At 61.2% G+C, this 13,636-nt stretch carries 16 protein-coding genes; 12 read left to right on the forward strand and 4 right to left on the reverse strand.

The window, feature by feature from the left end; genetic code table 11:
- Positions 1–115 precede the first annotated feature (115 nt).
- Together ACJ8PI_RS16815 and ACJ8PI_RS16820 are read left to right on the forward strand one after the other, a co-directional pair.
- Positions 116–391 (forward strand): zinc ribbon domain-containing protein, encoded by a 276-nt coding sequence (locus ACJ8PI_RS16815; protein WP_049234168.1) that lies wholly within the window; start codon positions 116–118, stop codon positions 389–391.
- The gene (locus tag ACJ8PI_RS16820) at positions 388–732 is read left to right on the forward strand and encodes a hypothetical protein (protein ID WP_049234169.1); all 345 of its coding nucleotides are present in this window, start codon (positions 388–390) and stop codon (positions 730–732) included. The genes ACJ8PI_RS16815 and ACJ8PI_RS16820 overlap by 4 nt, the downstream gene beginning before the upstream one ends.
- Here ACJ8PI_RS16820 and aaeR read toward each other — a convergent pair.
- Complete coding sequence (gene aaeR / locus ACJ8PI_RS16825) at positions 723–1,634, reverse strand: HTH-type transcriptional activator AaeR (RefSeq protein ID WP_033636163.1); 912 nt, start codon at positions 1,632–1,634, stop codon at positions 723–725. The two genes, ACJ8PI_RS16820 and aaeR, sit on opposite strands and share 10 nt — an antisense overlap.
- Before the next feature lie 314 nt (positions 1,635–1,948).
- Between aaeR and aaeX the strand changes: the two genes are divergently transcribed.
- The 5 genes from aaeX to ACJ8PI_RS16850 all read left to right on the forward strand — a co-directional run bounded on the left by aaeX (position 1,949) and on the right by ACJ8PI_RS16850 (position 6,109).
- A complete protein-coding gene (gene aaeX / locus ACJ8PI_RS16830) occupies positions 1,949–2,152 on the forward strand; it encodes a p-hydroxybenzoic acid efflux pump operon protein AaeX (RefSeq protein ID WP_004936952.1) in 204 nt (67 codons plus the stop codon).
- Positions 2,153–2,159: 7 nt separating this feature from the next.
- Positions 2,160–3,095 (forward strand): p-hydroxybenzoic acid efflux pump subunit AaeA, encoded by a 936-nt coding sequence (aaeA, locus tag ACJ8PI_RS16835; protein WP_033648981.1) that lies wholly within the window; start codon positions 2,160–2,162, stop codon positions 3,093–3,095.
- Positions 3,095–5,062: a p-hydroxybenzoic acid efflux pump subunit AaeB gene (aaeB, locus tag ACJ8PI_RS16840; protein ID WP_164098124.1), complete on the forward strand. Its 1,968-nt coding sequence runs from the start codon at positions 3,095–3,097 to the stop codon at positions 5,060–5,062. Before aaeA ends, aaeB begins: the two co-directional genes overlap by 1 nt.
- A gap of 280 nt (positions 5,063–5,342) precedes the next feature.
- On the forward strand, positions 5,343–5,804 hold the full coding sequence (locus ACJ8PI_RS16845) for a ribonuclease (protein WP_047570407.1): 462 nt from the start codon (positions 5,343–5,345) through the stop codon (positions 5,802–5,804).
- A gap of 5 nt (positions 5,805–5,809) precedes the next feature.
- Entirely contained in the window at positions 5,810–6,109 is a 300-nt protein-coding gene (locus tag ACJ8PI_RS16850) for a barstar family protein (RefSeq protein WP_004936963.1), read from the forward strand.
- A gap of 30 nt (positions 6,110–6,139) precedes the next feature.
- Here ACJ8PI_RS16850 and yjgA read toward each other — a convergent pair whose 3' ends face one another.
- Entirely contained in the window at positions 6,140–6,688 is a 549-nt protein-coding gene (gene yjgA, locus ACJ8PI_RS16855; protein ID WP_004936968.1) for a ribosome biogenesis factor YjgA, read from the reverse strand.
- Positions 6,689–6,867: 179 nt separating this feature from the next.
- Between yjgA and pmbA the strand changes: the two genes are divergently transcribed.
- Together pmbA and cybC are read left to right on the forward strand one after the other, a co-directional pair.
- Positions 6,868–8,208 (forward strand): metalloprotease PmbA, encoded by a 1,341-nt coding sequence (pmbA, locus tag ACJ8PI_RS16860; RefSeq protein ID WP_033648986.1) that lies wholly within the window; start codon positions 6,868–6,870, stop codon positions 8,206–8,208.
- A 138-nt stretch (positions 8,209–8,346) separates the two neighbouring features.
- The gene (cybC, locus tag ACJ8PI_RS16865) at positions 8,347–8,733 is read left to right on the forward strand and encodes a cytochrome b562 (RefSeq protein ID WP_164134683.1); all 387 of its coding nucleotides are present in this window, start codon (positions 8,347–8,349) and stop codon (positions 8,731–8,733) included.
- A 4-nt stretch (positions 8,734–8,737) separates the two neighbouring features.
- Here the strand turns inward: cybC and ACJ8PI_RS16870 are convergent, their stop codons facing one another.
- Positions 8,738–9,520 carry an AraC family transcriptional regulator gene (locus tag ACJ8PI_RS16870; RefSeq protein ID WP_041036839.1) on the reverse strand — a complete coding sequence of 261 codons (783 nt, stop codon included), beginning with the start codon at positions 9,518–9,520 and terminating at the stop codon, positions 8,738–8,740.
- A gap of 283 nt (positions 9,521–9,803) precedes the next feature.
- Between ACJ8PI_RS16870 and ACJ8PI_RS16875 the strand changes: the two genes are divergently transcribed.
- The 3 genes from ACJ8PI_RS16875 to ACJ8PI_RS16885 are packed head-to-tail and all read left to right on the forward strand — an operon-like array spanning position 9,804 to position 12,917.
- Positions 9,804–11,258, forward strand: coding sequence for an FAD/NAD(P)-binding protein (locus tag ACJ8PI_RS16875; protein WP_164134682.1), 1,455 nt, complete (start codon positions 9,804–9,806; stop codon positions 11,256–11,258).
- Positions 11,255–12,136 carry a formyltransferase family protein gene (locus ACJ8PI_RS16880; protein ID WP_033636154.1) on the forward strand — a complete coding sequence of 294 codons (882 nt, stop codon included), beginning with the start codon at positions 11,255–11,257 and terminating at the stop codon, positions 12,134–12,136. The genes ACJ8PI_RS16875 and ACJ8PI_RS16880 overlap by 4 nt, the downstream gene beginning before the upstream one ends.
- The gene (locus tag ACJ8PI_RS16885) at positions 12,129–12,917 is read left to right on the forward strand and encodes a sulfite exporter TauE/SafE family protein (protein WP_047570414.1); all 789 of its coding nucleotides are present in this window, start codon (positions 12,129–12,131) and stop codon (positions 12,915–12,917) included. The genes ACJ8PI_RS16880 and ACJ8PI_RS16885 overlap by 8 nt, the downstream gene beginning before the upstream one ends.
- Positions 12,918–12,954: 37 nt before the next feature.
- Here ACJ8PI_RS16885 and rnk read toward each other — a convergent pair whose 3' ends face one another.
- Entirely contained in the window at positions 12,955–13,365 is a 411-nt protein-coding gene (gene rnk / locus ACJ8PI_RS16890; protein ID WP_004936993.1) for a nucleoside diphosphate kinase regulator, read from the reverse strand.
- Between the last annotated feature and the right edge of the window lie 271 nt (positions 13,366–13,636).

The following is a 13,636-nucleotide window of genomic DNA, read 5'->3' on the forward strand; positions in this document are numbered from 1 at the left end:
GCCTTGCCACTTTTACGATGTAATGAAACGTAAAGCCTGCTCGCCGGGCTTTACCCTGGAGGTTACTCCAGGGTTTACAGTGAGCTTCAGCGTCAATGCACAGAGGAGAGGCGGGATGAGCTTACTGAAAAGGTTGTTGGGGCAAGGCGGTATTAACCGCGGTCATCAGCGCGCGGGCCACGGCGGCGGGCATCATGGCAACCGCTATAACCAGCATGGCGAGCCGGGGCCGCAGTGTCCGGAATGCCGGGCGGTGAATAAATCTGGCGCGCGTTATTGTCACCGCTGCGGTCAGCCGTTTGCCGCGCTGAGCGCCACCTGCGGCCAGTGCGCCGCGCCGCTGCCGTCGGGCAGCCGCTTTTGCCCGCAGTGCGGCGGCGGTGTGCCGTGAACCGGGGCGGTTGGACGCTAGCGCTGCTGCTGGGCGCCATGGCGCTATGGACGCTGCTGGCCTGGGGCGTAGCCGGCGTGCTGGCCTGGCTCCCGGCGTTGGCGGAAGCAGCCGGCGGCGCATCGCTGCCGGTGAACGGCGCGCTGAGCCTGGTGCCGCAGGCGGTGCTGGACGCCTGGCTGCCGTGGCTGAAACAGCTGGGCAGCGGGCTGGCGAGCTATTTTCCTCTGCTGCTGAACTGGGCCGGCTACGCCGTCTGGCTGCTGTGGGGCCTCGGCATGCTGGCGTTGATACTGCTGGGCGCGCTGGCGCACCGCTATTTGAGCGCCGCTCAACGATAGCCCTGATAGACCGCCGCCACGCGTTCGAAATAGTCGGTTAGGTAGTTGATGCACACCTGCACCTTCAGCGGCAGTTTGTCCTTCTCGGTATAGAGCGCGTAGATCGGCCGCGGATCCGAATGGTAGCTTTTGAACAGGATCTCGATCTCGCCGCGCTTGATCTCTTCGATCACCCACATCAGCGGGGCGTAGGCGATGCCGGCGCCGTTTTTCAGCCAACGGATCATGGTGGAGGAGTCGTTGGTGACGAAGCGCCCCTGCGGGGAAATGCGCGTGGTGATGCCCTCCGGCGACATCAGTTCAAATTCGCTGTCGGGCCGCACGCTGTACTCGAGCCAGGAAAAGTTGACCATGTCGCTCGGCTTTTGCGGCGTGCCGTGCTGGCTGAGGTAGCTTTTGGCGGCGCACACCACCATCGGCATCTGCCCCAGGCGGCGGGAGAACAGGCTGGAGTCCTGCAGCTCACCGGTGCGGATCACCAGATCCAGCCCGTCGGTGATCAGATCCGGCGCCGGAATGCCGGTCACCAGGTTGACCGTCAGGCCAGGGTACTCTTTCATCATCTCGGCGGTCATGTTCGCCAGCACGTTTTGCGCCATGGTGGATGAGCTGCCGATGCGCAGCGTGCCGGCGGGGGTATTGTTAAACGCATACAGCTGCTCATGCACTTCGCTGACTTCCTGCAGCATGCGTCGGCAGCCCTGATAGTAGATTTTGCCGGCCTCGGTCAGGCCGATGCTGCGCGTGCTGCGGTTCAACAGCTTGACCTGCAGCTCATTTTCCAGTTTCGAGACGGTTTGGCTGATCGATGAAACGCTCATGCCGAGTTGGCGCGCGGCCGCGGTAAACGACCCGAACTCAACCACTTTGGCGAATACCGACATCCGTTTTAATCTTTCCATTATTCACTCTGGCTTAAAAGTGATTTAGATCACAGATTGTTGATGCCTTGATAGTAAGCAGGCTAATATAACGTGGTCGGGTGAATAGACCTTACCAACGTGCGAGAGCGATCGGCAACGCAATCCTGCCGCTCCTCCGGCACCCTCGCAATCCCTGTCGTGGATGTCTGCCCCAAAGTTTAACCTTTTTTCGGGTTCGTGACCTGGACAAGCTGCCTGGTCAAGATTTGTGGCGCGCGCACGCTAAAATGTAAAGAGAATGTGAATGGCGAGACCTGTCTTTCCCCGGCGCAGTGAACAATAAGGAAAAAGTGATGAGTTTGCTTCCGGTTATGGTCATCTTCGGACTGTCGTTTCCGCCGGTGTTTTTCGAGCTGCTGGTGTCGCTGGCGCTGTTTTTCCTCTTGCGCCGCCTGCTGCAGCCGACGGGGATTTACGATTTTGTCTGGCATCCGGCGCTTTTTAACACCGCGCTGTATTGCTGCTTGTTTTATCTGATTTCATGTCTTTTTGTTTGAGGTCGCTGTGAAAAATTTTTCGATAAAAATAACCCGAATCGCGATCACTTTGATTCTTGTGCTGCTGGGCATCGTCGCGGTATTCAAGGCCTGGGTGTTTTACACCGAGTCGCCGTGGACGCGTGACGCTAAGTTCACCGCCGACGTGGTGGCGATCGCGCCGGACGTCAGCGGTCTGCTGACCGATGTGCCGGTGGTGGATAACCAATTGGTGAAGAAAGGGCAGGTGCTGTTCGTGGTCGATCGGCCGCGCTATGAGCAGGCGCTGGCGCAAGCCAGTGCCGACGTCGCCTACTATCAGACGCTGGCGGCGGAAAAGCGGCGCGAGGCCGGCCGCCGCGTGAAGCTGGGCGTGCAGGCGATGTCGCAGGAAGAAATCGACCAGTCGAACAACTCGCTGCAGACCGTGCAACACCAGCTGGCGAAGGCCGTGGCGACGCGTGAGCTGGCGCAGCTGGATCTGGAACGCACCACGGTGCGCGCTCCGGCCGATGGCTGGATCACCAACCTCAACGTACACGCCGGCGAATACATCACCCGCGGTTCGGTGGCGGTGGCGCTGGTGAAGAAAGACTCCTTCTACATCCTGGCCTATCTGGAAGAAACCAAGCTGAACGGCCTGAATAAGGGCGATCGCGCGGAGATCACCCCGCTCGGCAGCAACCGCATCATGCATGGCACCGTCGACAGCGTGGCGGCGGCGGTGAACAACAGCAGCAGCACGGTGAACAACAAAGGATTGGCCTCGATCGACAGCAACCTGGAGTGGGTGCGCCTGGCGCAGCGCGTGCCGGTGAAGATCCTGCTGGACGCCAAGGACCAACAGCATCCGTACCCGGCCGGCACCACCGCCACCGTGGTGATCGTCGGCAAGAACGATCGCAATGCCGACAGCGGCTCGCCTTTTGTGCGCCTGATGCACCGGCTGCGTGAGTTCGGCTAATGAATAGCCCAACCTTTATCCGGCTGAGATTCGCCTTCAAGCTCAGCTTCGCGATTGTGTTTGCGCTGTTCGTCGGCTTCCATCTCAATCTGGAAACCCCGCGCTGGTCGGCGATGACCGCCGCCATCGTCGCCGCCGGCCCGGCCTTTGCCGCCGGCGGTGAACCCTTCTCCGGCGCCATCCGCCACCGCGGCTGGCTGCGCATTATCGGCACCTTTATCGGCTGCTTCGTCGGCCTGCTCATTATCATCACCACCGCCCGCGCGCCGGTGGTGATGCTGCTGTTGTGCTGCATCTGGGCCGGTTTCTGCACCTGGCTCTCTTCACTGATCAAGGTCGAGAACTCCTACGCCTGGGGCCTGGCCGGCTATACCGCGCTGATCATCATCGTGACGGTCGCCACCAGCGAGGCCCATCTGCTGGAGGCGCCGCAGTTCGCCATCGAGCGTTGCAGCGAGATCGTGCTGGGCATCGTCAGCGCCGTATTGGCGGATCTGCTGTTCTCGCCGCGTTCGATCAAGCAGGATATCGATCGGGCGGTGGATCAGCTGCTGGTGGATCACTATCGCCTGATGCAGATGTGCATCAGCAACGCCGACAAAGAAGACATCGACCGCGCCTGGAGCAATCTGGTGAAGAGCACCACGGCGCTGGACGGCATGCGCAACAACCTGATGATGGAGTCTTCGCGCTGGCAGAAGGTCAATCGCCGGGTGAAGGCGCTGCATACCCTGTCGCTGACGCTGATTACCCAGGCTTGCGAAACCTACCTGATCCTGTTGAATCACCCGGACGCGCTGCAAGCGAGCCTGCGGGAGCAAATGATGGTGCCGGCGGAAACCCCGCAGGAGATCCACAGGCGCATGAAGCTGTTGCGCCAGGTGCTGACCACGCATCGCTCCGAAGAAACGCTGCCGACCCTCACCGGCTGGGTCGGCGCGGCAACGCGCTACCTGCTGCTGTCGAAGGGCGTACACACCAACGGCAGCATCAGCGCGGTGGAAGAGGACGTGTTGAGCAATGAAACCGTGGTCAAGCCGACCTCGGCGGAAGGGCATCATGCGATGATCAACGGCCTGCGCACCTTTGTGGCCACGGCGTTCGGCTGCCTGCTGTGGCTGTGGACCGGCTGGACGTCCGGCAGCGGCTTTATGGTGATCATTGCGGTAATCACCTCGCTGGCGATGCGCACCCCGGCGCCGCGCATGGTGGCGATGGATTTCGTGCTGGGCATGCTGGCGGCGATCCCGGTCGGCTCCCTGTTCTTCATGGTGATCCTGCCGGCGACGCAGCAGAGCATTTTGCTGCTGTGTCTCAGCCTCGGCCTGCTGGCGTTCTTCATCGGCATCGAGGTGCAGAAGCGGCGGCTCGGTTCGCTGGGGCTGCTGGCGGGGACCATCAACATTCTGGTGCTGAGCAACCCGATGGAGTTCAACGTCACCCAGTTTCTCGACGGAGCGCTCGGCCAGTTCCTCGGCAGCTGCGTCGGGCTGATGGTGCTGCTGCTGATCCGCGACAATTCGCGCGAACGCACCGGCCGCACGTTGCTCAACCAGTTCGTCAGCAGCGCGGTGTCGGCGCTGACCACCAAGGCGGCGCGCCGTCGGCAGAACCACCTGCCTGCGCTGTATCAACAGCTTAACCAGCTGCTGATGATGTTCCCGAACGACATCGCCAAGTATCGTCTGGCGCTGAACCTGATCATCGCCCACCAGCGCATGCAGCGGGCGGAGATTCCGGTCAGCGAAGAGCTGTCGGCCTTCCACCGCCAGATCCGCAGCACCGCCGATCGGGTGGTCTCGGCCAAAAACGACGTCAAGCGCGCCTATTACTACGATCGCTTGCTGGGTGAAATGAACGAGTACCAGCAAAAATTGGTAGACAATCAGGCGCCGCTCAGCGTCACCGGGCCGGTGAAGCGCCTGGCCGACATGCTGCATCGCTATCGCCACGCCTTGATCGATTGATGCGTTCCCGCCTGTTGCGCCGCGTTGTGCGGCGCCTTCCCCGACTATACTGAAAGCAGCGCCTGGCACGGCGGGCCGTCTCATGTGGGGCGGCCCGTTTTCAGAGCGACTCCGAGTGCCAGAACGGCTGGAAAGTGGCATCATTGTCATGAATGGATGAAACTCTTACCGCCGCGAAAATGTGACGTGCCGGTCATCTTAGTTTCATCCTGGTCGACTATATAGCTAACTAGCCTGGGGGCGCTGCGGCGCCTTCGGCGGCATAATTTCAGGGAATGTCATGAACAAGCGGATTCTGTTGGCGATTGTCATCGCCGTGGTCATCGCCGTCTTCAGCGCGCTGCGCGGCAACGAGCACCGTGCGATCGACGGCAACGCAGCGGTGGCGCCGGCGGGGCAGCAGCAGAGCATCGATCGGCTCACGCAGCAGCAAACGGTGGTGAGTTACCTGCAGCAGCATCAGCGGCTGCCGGGCTATTACGTCACCAAGAAGCAGGCGCGCGAGCAGGGCTGGGATCCGCGTTCAGGCAACCTCTGTGCGGTATTGCCGGGCAAGGCGATCGGCGGCGATCGGTTCTCTAACCGTGAAGGGCAACTGCCGAGCGCCGGCGGCCGGGTCTGGCGCGAAGCGGACATCAATTATCAGTGTGGCCGGCGCGGCGCCGATCGCCTGCTGTATTCGAGCGACGGTCTGATCTTCGTCACGCGCGACCATTACAAAAACTTCATTCGTGTGGAGTGAGTTTGATGGCAAAAGTAGAGTTTGATTTCGAACAGATCCAGGATGTGCCGACCTTCTACCGCGATTTCGCGCACAAGTTTGCGCTGGACGAGGGGTTCGGCGCCAACCTCGACGCGCTGTGGGACGTGGTGACCGGCGATATCGGCCTGCCGGTGGAAATCGAGTTCACTCACCTGAATGCCCGCAGCAAGCGTCGTTTCGGCGCGATCATTCTGCTGTTTGAAGAGGCGGAAGAAGAGCTGGAAGGCAGCCTGCGCTTCAATATCCGCGAAAGCAGCGGCGAGCCGGCCCATCACCGGGGATGAAACGGCTTCATCCCGGGATGGCGGCGGCGCTTAGTCGGCCGCTTCGGCCAGCTCGCGCAGGTATTGGAAGATCTGGCGGTAAGCCTTAGGCGGCTTGTTGGCAGCCTTCTCTTTCTGCGCGTTGCGCACCAGTGAACGCAGCTGTTGGCGATCGGCGGCCGGATACAGATCCAGGATCGACGGAATGACGTCATCGCCTTCTTCCACCAGGCGGTCGCGCAGCGCTTCCAGTTTATGGAACAGCGAAACCTGCTGGTTGTGGCGGTTTTTCAGCTTGTCGAGCGCGGTCTGGATCGGCTCGATATCGCGGGCGCGCAGCATCTTGCCGATCAGCTGCAGCTGACGGCGACGGCCCTCTTTCTTGATCTTTTGCGCCAGCTCGATGGCGGCACGCAGATCTTCGTCCAACGGAATGCGGTCCAGCGCGTTTTTGCCCAGATCGACCATTTCGGCCCCCAGGTCTTTCAGCGCTTCGGCATCACGTTTAATCTCACTTTTACTGACCCAGATAATCTCGTCATCGTCCTCGTTTTCATTCTCCGGGACATCGTCGAGCCAGTCTTCAGGCTGTTTGTTCATGGTAGGCTCCGTTAAAAAGAGGCTAATCCTAACAGGTTGCCGGCTTTATGCGAAATTCAACGCGGTTCCTGTTAGACTCAACGGCAGAGATCTCAGGATTTTTGCGCGCCGCTCCGCGTGCACAACTACGCCGCTCCGGCACTTTTCTCAACGGTTTTCTGATTAATTATGGCAGATTGATGAAAGTAGTCACTCAAGTTGCAGAACAGCGCAAGGCGCTGGAACAGGCCGTCTCTCAGGCGCTGGAGCTGGCCCGCGCCGGTTCCGACGCGGCGGAAGTCGCGGTCACCAAATCGACCGGCATCAGCGTCAGCACCCGCTTCGGCGAGGTGGAAAACGTCGAGTTCAACAGCGATGGCGCGCTGGGCATCACCGTGTATCACCGCCAGCGCAAAGGCAGCGCCTCTTCCACCGATCTCAGCCCGGACGCCATCGCCCGCACCGTACAGGCGGCGCTGGATATCGCGCGCTACACCTCTGAGGATCCTTGCGCCGGCCCGGCGGAGAAAGATCTGCTGGCGTTCGAGGCGCCGGATCTCGATCTGTTCCACCCGATCGAGCTGGACGCCGAGCGCGGCATCGAGCTGGCGGCTCGCGCCGAGCAGGCTTCGCTGGCGGCGGACAAGCGCATCACCAACACCGAAGGCGGCAGCTTCAACAGCCACTACGGTATCAAGGTGTTCGGCAACAGCCACGGCATGCTGCAAAGCTACTGTTCCAGCCGCCACTCGCTGTCCAGCTGCGTCATTGCTGAGCAGGACGGCGATATGGAGCGGGATTACGCTTACACCATCGGCCGTGCGATGGGCGATCTGCAAAGCCCCGAGTGGGTGGGGCAGGAGTGCGCCCGCCGCACGCTGGCGCGTCTCGCGCCGCGCAAACTGTCGACCATGAAGGCGCCGGTGCTGTTCGCCTCCGAGGTGGCCACCGGGCTGTTCGGTCATCTGGTGGGCGCCATCAGCGGCAGCAGCGTTTACCGCAAATCGACCTTCCTGCTGGACTCGCTCGGCAAGCAGATCCTGCCGGCGTGGCTGACCGTCGAAGAGCATCCGCACCTGCTGAAAGGGCTGGCGTCGACGCCGTTCGACAGCGAGGGCGTGCGCACCCAGCGGCGCGATATCGTCAAGGACGGCGTGCTGCAAACCTGGCTGATGACCAGCTACTCGGCGCGCAAGCTGGGCCTGCACAGCACCGGCCATGCCGGCGGCATCCATAACTGGCGCATTGCCGGGCAGGGCGCTGACTTCGCCGGCATGCTGAAACAGCTTGGCACCGGCCTGGTGGTCACCGAGCTGATGGGCCAGGGCGTCAGCGGCGTCACCGGCGATTACTCGCGCGGCGCCGCCGGTTTCTGGGTGGAAAACGGCGAGATCCAATATCCGGTCAGCGAGATCACCATCGCCGGCAACCTGAAAGACATGCTGCGCAACATCGTCAGCGTCGGCAGCGATATCGAAACCCGCAGCAATATCCAGTGCGGTTCGGTGCTGCTGCCGGAAATGAAGATCGCCGGTCAGTGATCCGCGGCGCGGCCGGCGCCCGCCGGTCGCGCGTTATCCCGCCTCAACCTTGCTTACAAATCTCCGGTTTCGGTTTTGCCCGGCCTTGCCTATGGTAACGGTGGGTTAATTAAAACAATAACTGGAAGGTGAGCAAACATGCAGAATACCCTGAAAGCGCTGGCGGCGTTGACGCTGTTGGCAGCCAGCTCGCTGGCGGTCGCCGCCGATCTGGGCGACGATATGGACACCCTGGCGGAAAACTACAAAACGGTGCTGAATACCGATTCCGCCGCCACCCTCAAACAGAGCCTGCAAAACATGCGCGCCGCCGCGCAGGACGCCAAACAGGGCACCCCGCCGAAGCTGGAAGACAAAGCCGCCGACAGCCCGGAGATGAAAGATTTTCGTCACGGGCTGGATACCCTGATCGGCCAGATCGATCAGGCGCTGGCGATGGCTAACCAGGGCAAAGTCGCCGAAGCGAAGCAGCTGGCGCAGGGCTTCAAGCAAACCCGCGACGCCAACCACAAGAAATTCCGCTAACCCGTCAACCGTCGCGCCCGTCTTCCGTCAGATAGGAGGAGGGCGCCTGCCCCAGCACGCGGCGAAACATGGTTGAAAACGCCGCGCTGCTGTCATATCCCATCTCCATCGCCACCTGCGTTACGCTGCGCCCTTCGGCCAGCAGCGCCAACGCCAGCACCACGCAGGCGCGCTGGCGCCATTGCGAAAACGGCAGGCCGGTCTGCGCGCGAAAGAAGCGGCTGAAGGTGCGAATGCTCATGTACAGACGAGGGGCCCACCGCTGCGCGGAGTCGTGGGCGTCGGGGTGCTGCAAAAAGGCGCGGCACAGCTCGCCCAGCCGGGGATCGGCGGGCAGCGGAATGTGCAGGGGCAAGGGCTGCAGCCGAGCCAGCTCATGCAGCAACAGCGTCGCCAGCGCTCCGTCGCGCCCCTCTTGTGCATACTCCAGCGGCATATCCACCGCCGCCATCAACAGCTGGCGCATCAGCGGGGTGACGCTGACCACCTGACAGACCTGCGGCCGTTCGGCGGGCAACGCGCCGGGTTCGAGATACAGGCTGCGGGTGGTGACGCCGACCATCCTCACCGCGTGCGGCATCTGCGGCGGCAGCCACACTGCGTGCTGCGGCGGGACGACCCAATTGCCTTGCTGCGTGAAAACGTGCATGACGCCGGTGGCGCCGTACAACAACTGCGCGCGCCGGTGGCTGTGCATCGGCAGCAGGTGCCCCGGCGGATAATCGGTGCCGATGGCGATCACCGCGCGCGTTACGTGGTCGATGTCATCAATGCGGACGTTGCGCATGTGTTCCCTTTGGCGGGCAGATTGGCCGAAACGCAATGATAGTTGGCCCTTCATATAAAGCAAGCCAACGGCCGTCGCCCTACTATCGGAGCAGAAAAATAACGCTTGTTCGGGGCGCCGCTATTTTATCGGCCATATAGCCCGTGCAAGTTTTCACACCGGGGTGGGACGAAGATTTTCGTTCTCGCAATACAAGAAGTTAATAAGGAATAAAGCGTCTTTTTATTCCAACACCTGAAGCAATAGTTCTTAGCGCAGTTCAATGACTATAAGGTGATATTTCATGTATAAGTTCGGTGTGGTTGGCGGCGGAGCCGCCGGGATCGCTTTTGCGTATAACTTTATAAAAAATAAGTCGGTTAATCATTGCAAAAGGCCGCTTTCCCTGACGGTGTTCGACAAGCAGGGCTTCAAGGGCGGTATGGCATACAGCAGCGATTTTGACAGCCATATATTAAATATGACGCCGGAAAATATGTCGGCGGATATTTTCGACGATGCGCACTTCGTCGATTGGATCGCCATGCATTTCCCACAGTTTTGCCAGGATCGTTATCCGCCGCGCTGGCTGTATCGGGAATATCTCGATTTTATTCGCGACATGACGATTTATATGGCGGCGGACAGCAACGTAGCGCTGAATTTCGTGACCGCCGAAGTGAATGCCATCGCGCCGCTGGAGGCCGGCTACCGGCTGACCACCACCTGTGGCGGCGCCGAACAGATGAACGCGCTGGTGCTGTGTTCGGGGCACAACCCGCCGGAATGTCTCTATCCGGTGGATGGGGTGATCGCTTATCAGGCCCACCAGGATCTGCCGCCGATCAACCCTTATTCGAGCATCGGCGTGATCGGCTGCAGCCTGACGGCGATTGACGCCATCGTTGAGCTGATGGAGCGCCTGGGGGCGACCGACATCTGCGCCCTGTCGCGCTCGGGCCTGTTCCCCAGCGTGCAGCCGGCGCTGATGCGTCCGCCGCCGGAGGCGTTTGTGGAGGGGGTGCGGCGCTTTGTCGCCGGCCGCGATTTCATTGACGCGCATCACCTGGTGCATGCGATCAACGCCGCGCTGGCGCGCCACTATCCGGGGCCGGAGCGGTTGACGGTGCTCTCGGCGCTGGGGGAAAGGCGCGATTGTTACCGCGATCTGGCGGAAAGCCTCGATCGCGCGCGTTTTGCCCGGGAGCATATCTGCAGCTATCTGGCGGCGATCCACCCGGCGGTGTGCGCCGCCTGGGTCAAGATGGATGCCAACAACCGGCAGGTCTTCATGCGCTTTTACAACTCCTCCTGGATGCGCAATCGGCACGCCATGCCGATCAAGAACGCCAACAAGATCGTAGCGGCGTTGGAGAGCCAACGCCTGCGCGCCTGTGGCGGCCTGGCGGATATCAGCAAGGGAACGGACGGGTTTATCCTTCGTTGCCATGAGGCGCGGGTACATGCGCAGTATCTGTTCAACTGCACCACGCCGTCCTATCAACTGCCGCCCAACCGTCTGAGCCAGCAACTGCTGCAAGACGGGCTGGTGCAAGAGAACTTGTTCGGCGGCGTGAAGTGCAACCCGCACACGCTGAAAATCGCCGACCGACGCGGCCGCGAGCAGCATCTCTACTCGCTCGGCGCGCCTGCCAAGGGCGATCTTTTTTACACCTCGGCGATGGAGTCCATCACGCGGGATATCAGCAAGATCGTGTTCAACAACCCTATTTTCAACGCAAAGAAGGCTGAAGCATGAAAAACGTAGCGCTCTTTGTCGGTAACGACATTTTCTCCTGGCTGGTGTGTCAGGATCTGATCGCCACCCTGAAGGGCGAGTGTGCCTTTACGGTGTATTTCCCCCTGGCGAAAAGCGCCGGGCGCACGCAGGAGCCGGCGGTTCGCCGCCTGGGGCTGTATGAGCGCGAAGTGCTGAACGATTTCGTGTTCCCGTTCGTTGGCCGCAACGCCGCCGCCTGCGAGGGGGCCTATCAGCCGCCGGCCCTGTTCCTGGCCGCCGCCGGGGTCAAAGCGCATCGCGTTCTCGACATCAATGACGCCGCGTTTATCAGCAGCCTGGGGCATATGGATGGGGTGATCTCCCTGCGCTGTTATCAGAAATTCTCCGCCGACTATGTGCGCGCCTTCAGCCGACGCGGCAAGCTGCTCTGGAACCTGCATCCGGGGGACTTGCCGCGTTATCGTGGGGTGATGACGCTGTTCCGCGCGTTGATGAACGGTGACAGGGACTGTGCGGTAACGCTGCATGAAATGGATGAGCACTGGGACGCCGGCCCGGTTATCGCCCGCCTGCCCGCCGAGCTGCGGCACGATCTGTCGTTCCTGGAAAACATGATGCTGTTGGGCGTGCAGAGTGGCTCTTTCCTGGCGCGCCAGCTGATGTTGGCGGAGCACAGCGAAGCGATCGCGGCGGAAAAGCAGGGCGATTCGCGCTATTGGGGCTTCCCGGACGCGCAGACGCTGGCGCAGGCGGAACAGGCGGGCATTGAGCTGGTGGACCATGACGCCGTGCGCGAGCAGTATCTGGGGCTGTTCGTCGGCGATCGTTTCCACCCGCTGGCGGGGCAGTTCTGCGCCGGGTTCGACGACTTCGTGCGGGCGCACGGCCATGATTGAAACCTTGATTGTACTGGGTGCCGGTTTTCTGACCGGCATCACCACCATTCTGTTCGGCTTCGGCGGCGGCTTTGTGGTGGTGCCCTTCGTCTATCACCTGATCTCCGCGTCGGGCGAGCAGCCCGGCCAGGCGATGCATATCGCGGTGGCGACCTCGACGGCGGTGATGATCCTCAACGCGAGTTACGCCACGCTGACCAACTGGCGCAGCGGCAACCTGCTGCGCGAAACCATCGTGCCGCTGATCTTTTTCATCGGCATCGGCGCGGCGCTGGGCGCGTTCGCCTCCTCGCTGCTGGCGGACGGCGTGATCCGCGGGCTATTCGTGGCCTATATGGCGGTGACCATCGCCGACTGTCTGTTCCGCCGGGGTTTTTTGATCAAACCGGCGCGCGCCGAACTTTCCCCCGCCACGCTGTGGGGCGGCGGGCCGCTGATCGGCGGCATCGCCACCCTGCTGGGGGTGGGCGGCAGCGTGATGACGGTGCCGCTGCTGCGCCGCCATGGCTACGACATGAAGTATTGCGTCAGCGCCGCCAACCCGCTGTCGATCCCGGTGGCGGTGATCGGCGCGCTGATGTATATCGTGTTGGGGTGGCGCGAGATGAGCGGGCCGCAGTATCTGGGCTACGTCAATCTGAAAATTCTGGGGGTGCTGGTGGCCGCGGGAATTGCGGGGATCGTATTTGCCAGGCGCTGTTTGCCTAAGGTGAGCGATGCGCTGCATGCCAAAATCTACGTGCTGCTGCTGATCGCCGTGCTGATCGCTATCTGCGTCTGAAACAGAAAGGGCGGCCGGATGCCGCCCTGAGAACCGCTTAACGGTGGTATTCGCCCGCCGCTTCCGGCTGGTACAGCAATTCCAGCACTTCAATCCGCGCTTCTTCACCGTTCGGCAATTGCCAGGAAATCTGCTTGCCGACGTGCATGCCGAGCAGCGCTGCGCCCAGCGGCGCCATCACCGACAGCTGATCGTGGCTGTCTTTCAGCGATGCCGGGTAAACCAGCGTGCGCACGTGCTCTTCATCGGTGTGCAGATCGCGAAAACGCACGCGGCTGTTCATGGTCACCACGTTGGCCGGCATTTTCTCCGGCGGCAGGATTTCCGCGCGATCCAACTCGTCGTTCAGCGCGGCGGCGACGTCGGTGTTGGCAAAGGCCGGTTGTTCCAATAGCGCATCCAGGCGTTCCGCATCCAGCTCATTAATAGTAATGATGGGTTTGGTCATTCCACTCTCCAGTCAAATCAAAGGGTGCCAGTCTGTGCACCCATAAATTCGGAAAAACAACACAAAGCAACACCCCCGCGCCAGAGGAGCGGGGGTGTGGGTAATGTCGATTTGTCCCATTGATAGTAGGCGGTTGGGACGAGAAAAGAAAGAGATCCCGATCACGAAGGCTTTTATCGTCAATTGTGGCGAAAGAAACGGTTAGCCCGGTTATCTATTTGTTATCTCATTAACTTTTTCACCGCAGCGCCGTTTTGCGAAATGGATCCCC

It is taken from the genome of Serratia sp. CY82433 (assembly GCF_052166535.1).
In the GTDB taxonomy this organism is placed as follows: domain Bacteria; phylum Pseudomonadota; class Gammaproteobacteria; order Enterobacterales; family Enterobacteriaceae; genus Serratia; species Serratia sarumanii.